Annotated in this window: 13 protein-coding genes, 1 tRNA gene and 1 pseudogene; 6 read left to right on the top strand and 9 right to left on the bottom strand. The window is 67.3% G+C overall.

Going from position 1 to position 16249, the window contains the following annotated elements; all coding sequences use genetic code 11:
• Nucleotides 1-112: 112 nt before the first annotated feature.
• A complete protein-coding gene (locus ABZV40_RS06415; RefSeq protein ID WP_355436748.1) occupies nucleotides 113-1282 on the bottom strand; it encodes an ROK family transcriptional regulator in 1170 nt (389 codons plus the stop codon).
• A gap of 151 nt (nucleotides 1283-1433) precedes the next feature.
• Here ABZV40_RS06415 and ABZV40_RS06420 point away from each other — a divergent pair, with 151 nt between their 5' ends.
• On the top strand, nucleotides 1434-5663 hold the full coding sequence (locus tag ABZV40_RS06420) for a GH92 family glycosyl hydrolase (RefSeq protein WP_355436751.1): 4230 nt from the start codon (nucleotides 1434-1436) through the stop codon (nucleotides 5661-5663).
• A 259-nt stretch (nucleotides 5664-5922) separates the two neighbouring features.
• On the opposite strand, the gene ABZV40_RS06425 is transcribed toward ABZV40_RS06420, so the two are convergent.
• Nucleotides 5923-6831, bottom strand: a complete 909-nt coding sequence (locus tag ABZV40_RS06425; RefSeq protein WP_355436754.1) for a cation diffusion facilitator family transporter — start codon at nucleotides 6829-6831, stop codon at nucleotides 5923-5925.
• 150 nt (nucleotides 6832-6981) lie between these two features.
• Between ABZV40_RS06425 and ABZV40_RS06430 the strand changes: the two genes are divergently transcribed.
• Nucleotides 6982-7053: transfer RNA gene (locus ABZV40_RS06430), tRNA-Arg, on the top strand.
• A 192-nt stretch (nucleotides 7054-7245) separates the two neighbouring features.
• Nucleotides 7246-7674: a hypothetical protein gene (locus ABZV40_RS06435; RefSeq protein ID WP_355436757.1), complete on the top strand. Its 429-nt coding sequence runs from the start codon at nucleotides 7246-7248 to the stop codon at nucleotides 7672-7674.
• Between the two features lie 267 nt (nucleotides 7675-7941).
• Here the strand turns inward: ABZV40_RS06435 and ABZV40_RS06440 are convergent.
• From ABZV40_RS06440 to ABZV40_RS06450, 3 genes and pseudogenes are all read right to left on the bottom strand, one after another.
• Nucleotides 7942-9030 (bottom strand): annotated as a pseudogene (locus ABZV40_RS06440) (recombinase family protein); the annotation flags it as partial.
• Nucleotides 8979-9179 carry a hypothetical protein gene (locus ABZV40_RS06445; protein WP_355436760.1) on the bottom strand — a complete coding sequence of 67 codons (201 nt, stop codon included), beginning with the start codon at nucleotides 9177-9179 and terminating at the stop codon, nucleotides 8979-8981. The gene ABZV40_RS06445 and the pseudogene ABZV40_RS06440, both read right to left, overlap by 52 nt.
• Nucleotides 9161-9646, bottom strand: coding sequence for a hypothetical protein (locus tag ABZV40_RS06450; RefSeq protein WP_355436763.1), 486 nt, complete (start codon nucleotides 9644-9646; stop codon nucleotides 9161-9163). The genes ABZV40_RS06445 and ABZV40_RS06450 overlap by 19 nt, the downstream gene beginning before the upstream one ends.
• A 294-nt stretch (nucleotides 9647-9940) precedes the next feature.
• Here ABZV40_RS06450 and ABZV40_RS06455 point away from each other — a divergent pair, with 294 nt between their 5' ends.
• The gene (locus ABZV40_RS06455; RefSeq protein ID WP_355436765.1) at nucleotides 9941-10228 is read left to right on the top strand and encodes a helix-turn-helix transcriptional regulator; all 288 of its coding nucleotides are present in this window, start codon (nucleotides 9941-9943) and stop codon (nucleotides 10226-10228) included.
• Nucleotides 10229-10256: 28 nt separating this feature from the next.
• Here ABZV40_RS06455 and dcm read toward each other — a convergent pair whose 3' ends face one another.
• From dcm to ABZV40_RS06475, 4 genes are read right to left on the bottom strand one after another with little or no spacing between them, the layout of a single operon-like run.
• On the bottom strand, nucleotides 10257-11576 hold the full coding sequence (gene dcm / locus ABZV40_RS06460) for a DNA (cytosine-5-)-methyltransferase (protein ID WP_355436768.1): 1320 nt from the start codon (nucleotides 11574-11576) through the stop codon (nucleotides 10257-10259).
• Nucleotides 11560-12318: a recombinase family protein gene (locus ABZV40_RS06465; RefSeq protein WP_355436771.1), complete on the bottom strand. Its 759-nt coding sequence runs from the start codon at nucleotides 12316-12318 to the stop codon at nucleotides 11560-11562. Before ABZV40_RS06465 ends, dcm begins: the two co-directional genes overlap by 17 nt.
• Complete coding sequence (locus ABZV40_RS06470) at nucleotides 12315-13253, bottom strand: DNA methyltransferase (protein ID WP_355436774.1); 939 nt, start codon at nucleotides 13251-13253, stop codon at nucleotides 12315-12317. Before ABZV40_RS06470 ends, ABZV40_RS06465 begins: the two co-directional genes overlap by 4 nt.
• Nucleotides 13246-14226, bottom strand: a complete 981-nt coding sequence (locus ABZV40_RS06475; RefSeq protein WP_355436777.1) for a hypothetical protein — start codon at nucleotides 14224-14226, stop codon at nucleotides 13246-13248. Before ABZV40_RS06475 ends, ABZV40_RS06470 begins: the two co-directional genes overlap by 8 nt.
• Nucleotides 14227-14857: 631 nt before the next feature.
• On the opposite strand from ABZV40_RS06475, the gene ABZV40_RS06480 reads away from it, so the two are divergent.
• On the top strand, nucleotides 14858-15748 hold the full coding sequence (locus tag ABZV40_RS06480) for a hypothetical protein (protein ID WP_355436780.1): 891 nt from the start codon (nucleotides 14858-14860) through the stop codon (nucleotides 15746-15748).
• A 200-nt stretch (nucleotides 15749-15948) separates the two neighbouring features.
• Nucleotides 15949-16248, top strand: coding sequence for a pilin (locus tag ABZV40_RS06485; protein WP_156094317.1), 300 nt, complete (start codon nucleotides 15949-15951; stop codon nucleotides 16246-16248).
• Nucleotide 16249: the final 1 nt, after the last annotated feature.

The following is a 16249-nucleotide window of genomic DNA, read 5'->3' on the forward strand; positions in this document are numbered from 1 at the left end:
CGGAAGGACACAACACCCTCCAGGTGGAGGTTCCGGTAACGCTAAGCCACAGAACGCCGTTAACAGCTACGACAATTGAGTGAATTACCAGGTGAGGGCCACTCGACTACTCTCAGAGAGTAACTTCAAAGACCAATTCACGCGCGGCTTCGAGGCCCATCGCGATGGCCCCGGAGAGCACCGCACCGTCACCGAGCGACCCCGCCACGATCCGGGGCGCCAGCGGCGTCATCGTGCGCAGCGCGGCTTCCACCGGCGCGAGCAGCAAGTCGACGTTCGAGCCGACGCCACCGCCCAGCACGACCAGCTCGGGGTCGATCACCGCGGCCACGGACGCGACGAGGAACGCCAGCCGTTCGGCCTCCAGCCCGACGACCTCGACGGCCTGCGCGTCACCGGACCGCGCGGCGCTGAACACCTCGCGGGCCGTGCGCGCCGCCAGCCCGCGTTCACGAGCCAGCGCCACCACGGACTCCGCGGCCGCGGCCTGTTCGAACTGTCCACGTTGGACGTCCGAAGAGGACTTCCCGAACGGCAGGAACCCGACCTCGCCCGCCGCCCCGTGCGCACCGCGGAACAGCACGCCGTCCACGCAGATCCCCATGCCGACACCGGTTCCGACGGTCACGCACACGAACACCCGCGCGTCCTTCGCCGCCCCGTAGACGTGTTCGCCGAACGCGGCCAGGTTGGCGTCGTTCTCCACGACCACCACGGGACCGAGCGACGACTCCAGCCCGTCGAGCACACCGGCGGACTCCCAGCCCGGCAGGTTGGGCGCGTGCCGCACGACCCGCGAGCGCTGGTCGATCACCCCGGGACTGCCGATCACCTTCACCACGACGTCGGTCAACGCGATCCCGGCGTCGGCAACGGTGCGCGACGCCAGCTCCGTCACGGTGCGGACCAGGGAAGACACCGACCGGCTGCGGTTGCGCTCGTCCACCCGAGCCACCACGGACCCGCCCAGATCGGCCACCGCGGCCCGGATCCGTTCCCGCCCGATGTCGACACCCAGCACGTACCCCGCGAGCGGATTCGGTTCGTAGACCACGGCCGAGCGGCCGGGCCCGGCGGTCGTGCGGCCGATCGGGCGCACCAGGCCGTGCCGTTCGAGATCGACGAGCGCCTGCCCGACCGTCGGCTTGGACAGCCCGGTGTCCTTCGCGATCTGCGGCCGGGTGGCGGCACCCAGACGGCGCAACCGACCCAACACAGCGCGTTGGTTGAGCACGCGCATGCCCGCTGGTGTACCCACCTCTGGCGGCTTGCGGTCGGTCACCGACCGAGTCTAGATCTTGAACTGCGGTCTCTGCGCGCAACTGTTGAGAGGACAGGTTCGCAGACAAGTTCTGCCCGGTCCCTTGACAACGATGTCACGTGCAGAAACGCTCCCTCGCGAACGGGGCAGGCAAGGCGGCGGAAGGGTTGCAATGAGGCAACTGGGGAAGAGACGAACCACGACTCTGTTGAGCGTTGCGATCACTGCGACACTGGTGTGCGGCGTTACCGGCGGCAACGCGGCCGCGGCACCGGAGGAGTCAGGCGTGGGCTTTTCGTCGTCCTTTGAGGACGGTCAACCGCAACCGTCGTGGGTGAGCACGGTCGAGACCGACGCGACCGGCAAGCCGAAGTCGGCCGGCGTGATCGGGTCGAGCGGTCCTGGCCTTCCGGGCAACGTCGCCGACAAGGCGGTGGTCGCGGCCAACGGGGACAACGACGCCTCCGGCGAGGGCGTCGACAAGATCAACGACGGCAACGTCAACACCAAGTGGCTGGTCTTCGCCTCCACCGGCTGGATCACGTTCGACTTCCAGAGCAGCCCTCAGACGATCAAGAAGTACTCGCTCTCGTCGGCGAACGACGAGCCGGAGCGCGACCCGAAGGACTGGACGCTGCAGGGCTCGAACGACGGCACGAACTGGACCGTCGTCGACACCCGCACGGGCGAGAGCTTCGCCGAGCGGTTCCAGACCAAGGTCTACGACGTCGCCTCGCCGGCGTCGTACCGGTACTACAAGCTCGACGTCACGGCGAACCACGGCACGGACATCGTGCAGATCTCCGAGGTCGAGCTCTCCGACGGCTCTGCGAACCAGCCGACGCCGAACATGCGCAGCCTCGTCGGCAGCGGACCTTCCGGCGGCTACACCGCCAAGTCGAAGGTCGGCTGGACCGGCGTGAAGTCGTTCCGCGCCCAGGGCAAGCACACGACCGAGGGCCGGGCGTACAGCTACAACAAGGTTTTCGACGTCGACGTCAAGGTCGAACCGCAGACCGAGCTGTCGTACATGATCTTCCCGGACTGGGTCAACGACAACCTCGACTACCCGAGCACGTACTCCGCGGTGGACCTCGCGTTCTCCGACGGCACCTACCTGAGCGACCTCAACGCGGTCGACCAGCACGGCGCGGTGCTGTCCCCGCAGGGCCAGGGCGCGGGCAAGTTCCTGTACGCCAACCAGTGGAACAAGGTGGCGTCCACGATCGGCGCGGTCGCGGCCGGCAAGACGATCAAGCGGATCCTGGTCGCGTACGACGGTCCCAAGGGCCCCACGGAGTTCGGTGCCTGGTACGACGACATCCGCATCGGTGACGTCGTGAAGAAGCAGTACTCGAAGCCTTCCGACTACGTGCTGACCACGCGCGGCACGAACTCGAACGGCTCGTTCTCGCGCGGCAACAACTTCCCGGCGACCGCGGTGCCGCACGGCTTCAACTTCTGGACCCCGATGACCAACGCGGGTTCGCAGAGCTGGCTGTACGAGTACCAGCAGCGCAACAACGCGCAGAACCTGCCGGCGCTGCAGGCGTTCACCGCCTCCCACGAGCCCAGCCCGTGGATGGGTGACCGCCAGACCTTCCAGGTCATGCCGTCGGACAAGGCACCGACGCAGGACCGCGCCGCGCGTGCGCTCGCGTTCAAGCACGACAACGAGATCGCGAAGGCGCACTACTACGGCGTGACCTTCGAGAACGGCATGAAGACCGAGATCGCGCCGACCGACCACGCGGCGGTGTTCCGGTTCACGTTCACCGACCAGGGGCAGAAGAACCTGGTGTTCGACAACGTGAACAACTCCGGCGGTCTCACGCTGGACGCCGCGAACGGTGTCGTCACCGGCTTCTCGGACGTGCGGCTCGGGTCGGCGGGCACGACCCGGTTGTTCGTCTACGGCAAGGTCGACAAGCCGGTGACGGCGAGCGGCAAGCTCACCGGGGCGGGCCGGGACAACGTCGGCGGTTACTTCTCGTTCGGCGACAAGACCGTCGAGCTGCGGATCGCCACCTCGTTGATCTCGGTCGACCAGGCGAAGTCGAACCTCGACCAGGAGATCAAGCCGGCGGACTCCTTCGACGCGGTGCGCGACCGCGCGCAGGCCGCCTGGGACAAGATCTTCGGCATCATCACCGTCGAGGGCGCGTCCGAAGAGCAGCTGATCACGTTGTACTCCAACATGTACCGGCTCTACCTGTACCCGAACTCGGGCTTCGAGAAGGTAGGCGACAAGACGAAGTACGCGTCCCCGGTGTCGCCGCCGGCCGGTCAGAACACGCCGACGCAGACCGGTGCGAAGGTCGTGGACGGCAAGATCTACGTCAACAACGGCTTCTGGGACACCTACCGGACCACCTGGCCCGCGTACTCGCTGTTCACGCCGTCGCAGGCGGGCGAGATGGCTGACGGCTTCGTCGAGCAGTACCGGCAGGGCGGCTGGGTGTCGCGGTGGTCCTCCCCCGGCTACGCCGACCTGATGACCGGCACGAGCTCCGACGTGGCGTTCGCGGACGCGTACCTCAAGGGCGTCAGCAACTTCGACATCAAGTCCGCCTACGACGCCGCCGTGAAGAACGCCTCCGTGGTGCCGCCGAACAGCGCGGTCGGCCGCAAGGGCATGGAACGGTCGGTGTTCCTCGGCTACACCGGGCACGACCAGATGGACTCCGAGGCCTGGTCGTGGGCGATCGAGGGCTACCTCAACGACTTCGGCATCGCGTCGATGGCGAAGGCGCTGCACGAGAGGACGGGCGAGCAGCGCTACGCCGAGGAGTACGAGTACTTCCTCAACCGCGCCCAGAACTACGTGCTGACGTTCGACCAGCGGATCGGCTTCTTCCAGGGCCGCAACACCGATGGTTCGTGGCGCGTCGCCGACCCCGCGAAGTACAACCCGCAGGAATGGCGTTACGACTACACCGAGACGAACGGCTGGAACATGGCGTTCACGGTGCCGCACGACGGACAGGGTCTCGCGAACCTGTACGGCGGGCGGGACAAGCTCGCCCAGAAGCTCGACCAGTTCTTCTCGTTGCCGGAGACCACCAAGTTCCCCGGCGGCTACGGCGGCGTGATCCACGAGATGGTCGAGGCGCGGGACGTGCGGATGGGCCAGTACGGCCACTCCAACCAGCCGTCGCACCACATCGCCTACATGTACAACTACGCGGGCAAGCCGTCCGGCACCGCGGAGAAGGTGCGGGAGATCCTGTCGCGCCTGTACATCGGTTCCGAGCAGGGCCAGGGCTACGCCGGTGACGAGGACAACGGCGAGATGTCGGCGTGGTACCTGTTCTCGTCGCTGGGCTTCTACCCGCTGCAGATGGGCAAGCCGGCCTACGCGATCGGTTCGCCGCTGTTCAAGAAGGCGACCGTGGCGCTGGAGAACGGCAAGAAGCTGGTGATCAACGCGCCGAAGAACAGCGCGAAGAACATCTACGTGCAGGGCGTGAAGGTCAACGGCAAGGCGTGGAACAAGACGTCGCTGCCGCACGACGTGCTCGCGGCCGGCGCGACGATCGACTTCGACATGGGCCCTACGCCTTCCGCGTGGGGCACGGGCGCTTCGGACGTGCCGGACTCGATCACCACCGGTGACGCGGTTCCGACGCCGCTGCGGGACGTTTCGGCTGGTGTGGGCACGGCTGCTTTGGTGGACAACAACTCCGCGACCTCCGCGGTGGTCCGTTCGTTCGACTTCAAGGCGGCCGACGCGAAGGAGAAGGCGGAGTTCTACACGCTGACCAACGCGAAGACCGGCAAGTCGCCCTCGTCGTGGGAGCTGAAGGCCTCCTACGACGGCAAGACCTGGGCGACGGTCGACAAGCGTTCCGGCGAGAACTTCCAGTGGCAGCAGTACACCCGGTCGTTCAAGATCGCTTCGCCGGGCCGCTACAACTTCTACCGCCTGGAGTTCTCCGAGGACGTCGCGCTGGCGGAGTTCGAGCTGCTGTCGAAGCCGCTGCCGGTCCCCACCACCACGGTGACCGGTACCGTCAACGGCCCGCTGCAGGTCAAGGGCGTGACTTATGTGGACGGTGCCACGATCAACGGCCCGGTCACGGTCACCCGAGGTGCCACGCTGTACGTCTTCGGCGGCGAGATCAAGGGCCCGCTGTCGGCCTCCGACGCGGCTTCCGTGGTGCTCGTGGGCACCACCGTGGGCGGCCCGGTGACGGTCAACGGTTCGGCCACCGAGGTCGCCGTCGAGAACACCTCTGTCGGTGGCCCTGTGTCACTGACGTCGAACAAGACCAGGTCGGTGGTGGCGTTCTCGACCGTCGGCGGCCCGCTCTCCTGCACCGGCAACACCCCGGAGCCGTCGAACAACGGCTTCCCGAACGAAGTGAAGGGTCCGAAGGCAGGACAGTGCACTGGTCTGTAGCGACCAACTGATCTCGTTTGACCCGGAAAGGCCGCGTTCCGTCACGGAGCGCGGCCTTTCCCGTTCACCTGAAAGGATCTTTCCCTTTCAGACATACTCCGATGAGATCTTGGCAATTCATGCGGTGCAGACTGGGGAGGCCGTTGTGGTGCCGTTCGAACGAGGCCGCGTCCGGGTCATCGTGCCACAACCCCGCGATCCCCTTCCGTCACGAACAGGCGCCCCGTCCACCAAGGACGGCTTCCGCGACCTGCCCGCCTCACCACGACAGCTCCCGGCACCGCTGCGCTGACGAGCCGCCCTCGACCTGCAGCGTGGCGTGCTCGATGTGGTACCTGGTCGCCAGCAACGACTGCGCCGCCTTGAGCACGGCTTCGTGATCGGCGTCCTTCGAGGTCGCGAGGTGGGCCGAAGCCACCTCCATCCCGCTGGTCAACGTCCACACGTGCAGGTCGTGCGCCTCGGTCACCCCGGGCAGCTCCGTCAAAGCCTTCTGCATCTCGGTGACGTCCAACCGCTCCGGCGCGTGCTGGAACAGGATGTGCAACGCGTTCCTGGCGAGCCCGTACGTCCGCGGCAACACCCACACGCCGATCAGCACACCCATGATCGGGTCCGCGTACTTCCAGCCCGTCGTGAGCGTGATCAGGGCCGAGATGAGCACCCCGACCGACCCGACGAGGTCCGCCAGCACCTCCAGGTACGCACCCTTGACGTTGATGCTGTCCTTCGCGCCCTCCCTGAGCACGGCGAAGCTCACGAGGTTGGCCACCAGCCCCAGCCCGGCCGCGATCAACACCGGCCACCCCGGCACCGCGGGCGGATCCTGGAACCGGCCAACCGCCTCGTAGATCACGTAACCGGCAACCCCGAACAGCAACACCGCGTTGGCGAGCGCCGCCAGCACCTCGGCCCGGTAGAACCCGAACGTCCGGTTCCGCCCGGCCCTGGCCCGCCTGGCAACCATGATCGCCGCCAACGCCATGCCCACACCCAGCACGTCCGTGAGCATGTGCGCGGCATCCGAGATCAGCGCGAGCGAGGACGTCGCGAACCCCACGACGAACTCGACCACCATGAAGACCGCGCCGATGCCGAACGCGACCCACAGCTTGCCGGCATGCCGCCCGCCCGCTGACGCCGATCCGTGCCCGTGCCCGTGACCCATGCTCGGAACATATAGCGATATGCGCATGAGTGCAATTCGGGCTATTCCCGGCGCCCGCGTGGAGGTGACGGAGACCACGCTTCACCGGTTCGAGGGGGTGGGTGTGAAACCAGCTCGCCAGAGTGCGCTAGGATCTTCCGTGTTGGTAGCGCCCCCGTAGCTCAGGGGATAGAGCACCGCCCTCCGGAGGCGGGTGCGCAGGTTCGAATCCTGCCGGGGGCACACAGCAGATGGGAACAGTGAGGACGAGCCGTTTGACGGCTCGTCCTTTTTGTTTGAGCTGGTCTTGGCTTCGCGCGTCGGCTTCTTGAACGGGATCACTACCCCGCTCGCCTGCACAGCCTGCTGGACCGCCGGGAGGGTCTCGCCGCTCAGCGTGATCCTGCAAACAGCAGTGTTGTCGATCTTGTTGTAGTGCACCTCCAGCCGGAGCGCCTCGAACAACTTGCGAGCGAGTGCCTCCGGCAGTTCTTCGAGATCGCTCCTGCCGACCGGCAGGAGACGAAGCAGATCGGGGTTCTGCTGGTCGTTGGCCTGCTCCTCAAGCGTCGTCAACTCGGCGGCGAGTTCGGCACGTTCGGCCTTGATCTCGGCACGCCGGTTCTTGATGTCCTGGATGAGTTCCTGGTCGGGCTCACCGTCGTCGTCACCGGTGACCTCAAGGGTGCGGACCAGTCGCTTCTTCCTCGCATCCAGATCCGCGATGGATTTCTTGATGGCCGCGATTCGATCGTTTCGTTCTTGCTCCGATCGCGCGTCAAGGTCTCGCATGGCGGACGCCAGCAACTCTTGCCTGTACAGCCCGAACACGTGGTGGCTGAGGAAGTCATTCAGGCCGCATAGCAGCGCGTCTTCACGAACCCAGAGACTGTTCGGATGCCCCTCGGGGACGTAGCCCCTTTTCGCCGCGCAGGCGTAGTAGGCGGTCTCGTGCCGACTCTTGCCGAACATCCGGCGGTGGCACAGTTCACAGAACAGGTAGGACCGCAGCCGGTACGTGCGCTTCGTCTGCGGATGGGGGTTCGCGCCCGCCTGAGTGCGGGACCGCTCGCGTCGCTGGACGACCTGCTGGGCCGCGATGAAGTCCTCCAGTTCGATGATCTTTTCGTGGGTGGGCGCCTCGGACCAGACCCACTTCTCCATCGGGTTGGGGCTGCCGTTGCGCGTCTTCATCGCCCGCCGGTTCCAGACCATGTAGCCGGTGTACTTGGGCTGGTTCAGGAGCTCCCGGACGCTGCTCCCCGTCCATCGACCTACCGCTCGTTCGGGATCCGGCGGCGTGGGCGGCGGGTTGGTCGAGAGGTCGAGGTTGAGCCGGTCCGCAATCGCCTCGTAGCCGAGCCGTTCAGTGATCCGCCAGTCGTAGATCCTGCGGACGACAGCAGCCTCGATCGGCTCGACGACCAGCTTGCTCTTCGTCCGCGGGCCGTTTCGCCCTTTACCCCGGTTGCCCTGACGGTTCCGAACCGCATGGTCGACGGCCCCGTTGCCGGGGTCCGGCTTGTCGAGGCGCACCTGGACGTTGCGGTAGCCGTAGCACGCTTTGCCGACGTTGTAGCCCTGGTCGGTGTGGGTCTCGAACCCGTCGCGAGCGCGCTTGATCATGTCCAGCGCGTACCACTCAGCGATGCCCTGCTTCACCCGCCGGGTGAGAACCGTGGTCGGGTCGATGAGCATGTCGGTGTCGAGCCGGATGGGTTCGTCGGCTGCCCACAGTCCGACGTTGGCTGACTGGAGTTGGTGCTCGATCTGTGTGCCGTAGTACGTCCGGCGGGCGATGCGGTCGATCTGTTCGCAGATGACTGCTTGGAAGCGCCGGTCAGGACTGGCCGCCTCAGTGAGCAGATCGTGGATGCCGCCGTCGCGCGGAATGGGGATGGCGAGCCGTTCATGACGGTCGCCCCGGCCCCGTGCGTTGAGATCCTTGCGACCTGACTCGACGTCGTAGAAGTGCGCGACGATGACGCAGCCCTCAGGCAGCGCTTCCTGCGAGATGCGCAGCTGGCGTAGCAATGATCCGACGGGGTCCTGCTGGTCGTCGGTGGAGGTGCGTCCGAGAAACGCTACGGGGATCAGGGCGGGCGCGGCTGTGACCAAAGCCGACTCGAAGCCGCGCCAGCCGGGGCGGTACGGGCCCGCGTGGGCACTCAGGCTGCCCTGTTGGTTGAGCCAGTCTCGGATCGCCTCCGGGCCAGCCATTGCGTCACCTCCATCAGTACCTGGGCCTGTTCGAGCCGGAGCCGTTCGGCTTCGGCGCCTTCGGCAATGCGAATGTCCAGCCGCATCTCCGGGTCAGCAACTGGTTCGGGAAAGCGGTCGTTCGTGGGGGTCATCGAAGCGCCGGCCATTCGGGACAGCTGAGCCCGAGTCGATAGAAGACCAGGGCGTTGGACGCAAGTTGCCGAGCCAGAGACAGATCGTCGTCAGCGAACACGAAGGGCACGTTGGTCATGCTCGCCGCGCGCAGAAGTGGATCCCGCATGCGCGGCTGCCGTGGAAGTCGATCGGGCGCAGCACAGACGACCGCGTCGAACTCGCGCTCCGGATCGGCAACGCTGACAGCGAGCGCCCGGCAGTCGCCGCGTGCTGCGCCGAGCCGGGACTCGACGTCGCGGACGCTGAGACAGAAGCTGCCGTCGAGGGCATGTGGGGCGTCGTAGAACCACTGGGTCATCGCGCCGAGCTCGGCCGCTATTGCATTGCAGGCGAGGTACTGGCGGGACATGTCCGCCCCGGCTTTCTCACCGGTGTGGTTGGTACGTCCGTAGAAGGCGAGCCGCACACGTGTCGGCCCAGAACTGACGGTTCGGCTCATGGCTTTGCTCCCTTCGGCGACGCAGGCCACGGCGGCTCCGGGCCGTACCGAGGACTGCACGGCTGCGAGTGTCGACCGCGCCGGCTCGGAGTGGCGGCAATCGTCTGCCATCAAACTAAGGTAATGCCTAATTTTCACACATGCAACTTAAGAAGATGAGGCGCTTCCCGTGTTGACTAGTCGCAGTGGCCGGAACACTCCGCGAGGTCCGTCGGATTCCTGGCACCCATACGGGAGACTGAGCGGCGACCAGGCGCTCAGACAGGCGCCGGTGACGGGCGAGCGCGGGAAGGCATGGCGGTGCAGCTTCGGTGGCGGCTTAGGCAGGTAATGGCCTCCCGCGACGTGTGGAAAGGCACGGAGCTGCAGGAACTTCTCGCCCGACACGCCAACTTCGCCCTGTCCCTGCCGTCGATCTCCGCGCTGATGAACAACCAGCCGGTCCAGATGAAGACCGAGACCCTGCAAGCGCTATGTACCGCGCTGAAGTGCACGCCGGACGAGCTGTACGGGGTCGTACCTCCGCGTGAGATCTCGCTCACCGACGAGCCGGGGGCGAGCGATTCTCCGGCGAGCCGGTGACGTCCGAATTCAGGGTTTGGTGGACGTCTCATGCAGCTTGAGCCTCGTCATCGTGCATGTCGAGACGCAGGAGGTCGGACAGCATGAGTCGGACGGCGAACTCGGCCTGTTGAGGAACGACGCCGTTGCCTAGTGCTCTCAGCTGTGCGGCCCGAGGTATTTCGACGGCGGTCACCCAGCCTGGGTCGAGGCCCATGATCCATTCGACGAATCGCGGTGACAGGCGGGGACGGCCCCTGGTGCCAGGTTCCGTCGGATGCGGGACCGCTATGCCACGGGCGAGTTCCCACCGCCGGATCGCTGGCGCATACGGGCCCCAGTTGACGTGCTCAGTCTCGGACTTGGCCTGATGAGCGTCTACGGTTCGAGCGGCGTGGGGAACAACGGGAGAACCTCCTGGGACAAGGGCGGACGGAAACCTGCTCCGGCTCTCCTGCCGGATGTGCCCGTGTCGCTCGCTCGTGGCGTCGGCAGCAGCCTTACTGCGATCGACAGGGGCATGCCCATTCCGTTGCCGTTGATGCCCCGCGCACGGTGGCGAGCCTGCCGCTGCAACCAACCGGAGGGGTCCTCGCCGTCGTTGGGGTTGCTGCTCGCCGGTGTCGGCAGGAAGGTCGTCACGGTGTCGGTGAGGTTCACCTGGTGTCCGCCTGCCAGACGGGACTCCGGCGAGGATCCGCCGCGTGTGTCGTCCCGTGCTTGCGGTGTCGGGAGCAGCCTGACGGACTCGCACAGATTCCGGCTCGGCCGGGCTGCCGTCGGGGTTGCCTTCTTCCGTGACCGGTTGCGTGGAGAAGACGGTCCCGGCTGGGTAGGCGAGCAGAAACACCCGCTCGCGTCGGTGGGGAGCGCCGATGTCGGACGCTCGAACGCTTGACCACCGCGCGTCATACCCGACTTCGGCCAAGTCGCCGAGAACGATGTCGAGGCCGCCGCGGCGCCAGCGGAGGGCAGCGACGTTCTCCACGACGAGGAGCCTCGGTCGTAGACGGCGAACGGCTGTGACGACCTGGTGCCAGATTCCACTTCGGGTTCCTTTCCTGATGCCGACTCGACGGCCGGCGGCGCTGATGTCCTGGCATGGGAATCCGGCGGTGAGAACATCAACGGGCTCAACCTGTTCCCAGTCGATGGTGGTGATGTCGCCGAGGTTGGGAACGTCCGGCATACGAGTGGAAAGGACCTTGCTCACGTGTGGGTCCGGATCTGCCACCCACAGCAGTCGACCGCCGCCAAGCGCGGCCGCCACGCCGAGGTCCAGGCCGCCGTATCCCGTGCAGAGCGAGCCAAATGTGAGGTCGGCCTTCTCTCCGAGATGTGAGGGGAAGCAGTCACACACCACTGTCATGGCCACCTCCCCCGGCCACGCGCTTGGGCTGCGCTTGGTGGAAGGTGCGTTCGTCGACCAGTGGCTCGTGCGCCTTCGGCGCCGAGGTGACCCATTGCTCCACCGGTGCTGGGCGGCCGGCGATGGTGCGCGCCCAGACCTGGCGCCCGGTGTACTTGACGTTGGCGACGATCCGCCGGACGGCCTGGGCGGTCCACCGCGTGTTGGGCACGGGAGCCGGGTATTGCCCAGGGTCGCTGTTGAGTCGCGCGGCGATGACGGCGAACTTCAGGCCGTGGTCGGCGCGCCAGATGAAGATCTGCTTGACGACCGCGGCGGTATGCCAGTCCGGGACGAGGACCGCCCGCAGCTTGCTATGGCCGGTCGGGTCGGTGACCCGGATGCGCAGGGCGCGGTAGCCGTAGGGCGGCGGCCCGATCTGGTAGCCGGCTCGGACGATGTCGACCATCGCGGCGCGGGCGCGGCGAGTGGTCTCGGCGTGATGCGCGGCGAGCGCAGCCCACTGGATCCGGTTGCCGCAAGCGTCGACCAGTTCGCCGTCACCGGTCCGGTCGCCCACGCCGACTTCGGTGTCGCCAGCGGAGTCGCCCGACCGCGTTGTCCACAGACTTGTCCACATGCGGGACCACCACGGTGGACGGATCTCGGCCACCGGTGCGCCGAGGCATTGATGGCGGGAGGCGCGCTTGCGGCGGAACTCGGGGTGCCAGCCGCACTCGCGGCAGTGCAGGCGGGTGGTCATGCCGCTCGCCTCCAGCCGGGGTAGGTGACGCCGTTGACGGCGGGCCGGATGACGTCGTCCTCGTTCGGCCACGGGATGCCGGCTGCCGTCGCGGCGGCAAGTTCGGCGTCGTGGGCGAGTTGGAAAACGAGCACCTCGTGATGCGCGGTGAGCGCGGTCGGCGCACCGGCTGCGCGTGCTTGGGCGGCGGCGCGGCGTTCGGCGAGTGAGGCTCGGGTGACCAGTCGGCTGCCGCGCAGGCCGGCGGTCAGTGCGATGCACCGTTCGACCGGCGCCAGCCCTGCAGCGGTGGCGGCGGCGATGAGCGGGGTGGTCAGATCAGCCAGCGAGCCGTCCGGGTGCCGGAGAGGTCGCGCGATGACGGCGACGTGACCGCCGGAGCGCAGCAGCGGCTCGCAGTAGAGCAGGGTCGTGGCGAGGTCGGTGAGGGCGGACTCGACCGGGTCGCGGTCCGGACTGCTCGCGCGGTCCGCGGTGCGCGGGGTGGTCAGGACGAGTCCGACTCGTCCGATCAGTCCGGCCGCCCGGACGGTCGCGAGTACTTTCGGCCGGGCGTCGAGGACCGAGCCGTCGCGCCAGGCGCCCGCGGTCTTGGCGGCGGTGACGTTGGCGCGAGCGAGCGTCCACCACCGGTTGCGCACGGTCAGTCCGAGCGCATGGCGGCCGGCGCGCAGCGCCTCGACGAGGGCGGTGCCCGCGCCGCAGTCGGGGTCGAGGACGAGGTCGCCGGGACGGGTGTAGAGGGCGATCGCGTGGGCGGCGACGGCGGGCGGAATCCGCTCGGTGTCGGTCTCGGTGCCGGGCACGCAGCCGGCGTCGCGCAGTTGCGCGAGCGGGTCACGCTGGCCGGTCGGCCAGACCGACAGCGGCGGCATCGGCGGCTCCTCCCCCGGCGGCTGGGGCAGCGGCCAGGGCGACGTGGGACGGTCAGTCATCGGAGGTCTCCTCACCGTCGGCGGCGTCGGTCAGGGCCGGCTGGCGGGCGAACACCAGGAGGTCGTCATGCACCTGGGTGTGCCGAGCGGGCGTCGCGAACGGTCGCGCGGGTCCCTGCGGTCGGGGGTGTGGGGCCGGGGTCGCGGCAGCGAGCGCTCCGTCGCGAACGGGGACGCGCAGCAGTGCGATGCGATCGAGGTAGCGCAGTCCGGTGCGGTGCGCGGCGCGCACCAGCGAGCCGGCGGGGTCGGTGAGCCGGTCACAGGAACGGTCACCGTGAGTGATGACTGCGAGGGTGCCGGTCGGGGTCAGCAGGCCGGCCCAGTCGGCGGGGCGGAACCAGTCGAGGGTGCGCGGGTCGGCCGCGGTGACGACGAGGTCGTAGCGGTCCGGACCGACGCCGGTTGCAGTCGGACCGGATCCGGTCCGGCAGTGCGTCGACGGCCCGGCGGGCTGGTCGGCGGTCGGACTGTCGGCGTTCGGTCGGGGTCCAGACTCGGACTCGGCTGCCGCGGTGCCGACGGGTTCGTCGAGCGGGTCGGGGTGTGCGACAGCGGTCTGGGTGTGGACGCCGCGGCCGAGTCGGACCACGGTCCAGCCCGCTTCGTGCAGTCCGGCATACGGCCCGGGCCGGAACTGGTTGCGGCTCTCTGTTGGTGACCACGACGCGGGCGGCGCGAGGTAGGGCGCGGGGTCGAGCAGGAGCACCCGTTGGCCGGGCTGGGTATAGGTGGTGACGATCTTGATGATCGCCGTCAGCAGCCAGTTGGCGAGCAGTCCGGTGCCTTCACGGAGGTCGTCCTGAGCGCACGGCCAGACGGTGCTCGGCCGGGCCGGACGCGGATGGCGCAGCGTGAGGCGCAGGGCGCGCAGACGTGATGTTCGCCGCCTCTGGTGGAGCGGGATCGGGACGGTTGGGCCGTGCTCCTGGGAGCTGTCTCCCGGTGAGCCGTTGCCGTATGTCGGGGTCATCGCGGGTCTCCTCTGACGAGGTGGGTGCCGTACGTTCTGACGCCTCTTAACTCCGTATTTCGACCCCGCTTTGGACACGCCTCGTCAAATTTCTTTGCATCACGACAGCCCGCGTTGCTCCCACCTCGAAAGAGCTCAGAGAGTTCACCAAACCTGCGACCCGCAGTAGCTGGTTCGGCGACTCCTGGCCGCGCCCAGAACCGCCCACTGGACCGGCCTTGGTAAGATTTTTCAAGATTTTTTCGCCGTAGCCCATGTTGATCTTTACAGGCGACCGTGTTGACGCACGGACTGGCTACTAGCGTCGTACTAGCGAGCAACCATTGCCGCAGCCAATCGGCTACTAGTGTCGATCAATTCACGCAGTCCGCAGGGCCGATTAGTTGATCTTTTTGAAGCTCGCCTGTGGGGCGAAATAGTAGTTCGCTAGTAGCCTCAGCGCGGGTTGCTAGTTGGCGCCTAGTAGTTCCGTGGTATTTCCGTGGTATCGGTTGTGGCTTCCTAACGTCGTTGTTGTTCGCATCGACGCCGTGGGAGTCACGACATGGCAGCACAATCCGTCTTTCGTCGCGGTGGCGGCGAGGCTGTTCCGAACTCATTGGATATCGCGCGGGACACGTTTACCTGGCTGGTGACCGGGCCGCATCCGGTGTCGCTGAACGGCCGGCTCTTCCCCGGTCTGCCGGACCGGCACATCCCGTTGGACGAGGTCCGCGACCGTCTGCTGGCGCGCCGGTGCCCGCAGACGACACGGGACGCGGTGTGGGCGCATCTGGTGCTGCGCTCCCGAACTGAAGGAGCGACCTGGACGGTCGCCGCGGTCGGTGTCGCACTGCCCGCGCTGACCTCCGTCGCGGCCACCCTGTCCGATCGGTTCGCCGGTGATCCGGCCGATGTCCACGCCGAGGTCTTGCGCGGCTTCCTAGCCGCGTTGTCGACCATCGACCTGCGTGCACCGCGGATCATGCTGCGGCTGCGATGGGCCGCCTACCGGTCCGGATACGACGCGCTCGCCGAGGCGCTGGCTGGTCCGACTCCGGTCGCGCCGGGCTTTCGATCCACCCCACCGCACACACCGTGGGGACACCCAGATCTGGTCCTCGCCCGCGCAGTCGCGGACGGAGTCCTGACCCAAACTGAGGCAGCGCTGATCGGTGCGACTCGGTTGGAAGATGTGCCCGTCGCGGACTGGGCCGCGGCGCACCAGACCGGCGAGTGGGCGGTCTACAAGACGCGCAAACGCGCCGAGCTCCGGCTCGCCGCGTATCTGCGCGACGGTGCTGCCGAGACCGATCCGACCGACCCGTTGACCGACCAGGTGGCCACTGCGGTGGCCCTAACGCGCCCAGTCACGCCGGTCGGCGACCTACCCAGGTCGTCACTTTCCGTGTCGGTCTCCGAGGGCGAATCGAGGCAGAAAGTTCGGGGTCACGTGTCCAAAACGGACGCGAAATCCGGAGTTCAGGGCTGCGGGACAAACCCGCGCTCGGCCCGACCTTCGGAGGTGCCCCAATGTGCCTGATCGATCCTTTCGTCCCCGCCGCGAGCGGGACAAGTTGCACCCGCATCGACAGCAATCCGCAGCCGACGGCCGACCCCGCGACGTCGAGCAAGCCCGACGGATTCATCGACCGCCAGCAGTTCAGTGCTCCGATCACTGTGCAGGCTTCCTGGGCGCAGGTCCGCCACAGTCGCTTGTCACGCGTGACAGTGACAGCCGGGCTGGTGGTCCTGGTGCTGCTGGCCTCAGTTCTCCCGGCGCACGCAGATACAGCGGTCCTGGCTCTTGCCGGCTCAGTCACCGATGTTCTGAACAACATCCGTAACTGGATCATGGGCATCCTCGCGGGGCTCGCGACCGTGTTCCTGACCATCGGCGGCGTCCGACGAGTGATGGCCGGCGGTGATCCCGGCGAGCACGAGAAGGCCAAGGAGTGCTTCAAGTCCGCCGGGTGGGGCTATGGCCTGGCCGCGCTCGCACCGTTGGTCGTGGAGATCCTCAAAGGGATCGTGGGGGCCTGAT

Source organism: Lentzea sp. NPDC004782 (genome assembly GCF_040609115.1).
GTDB lineage: Bacteria > Actinomycetota > Actinomycetes > Mycobacteriales > Pseudonocardiaceae > Lentzea.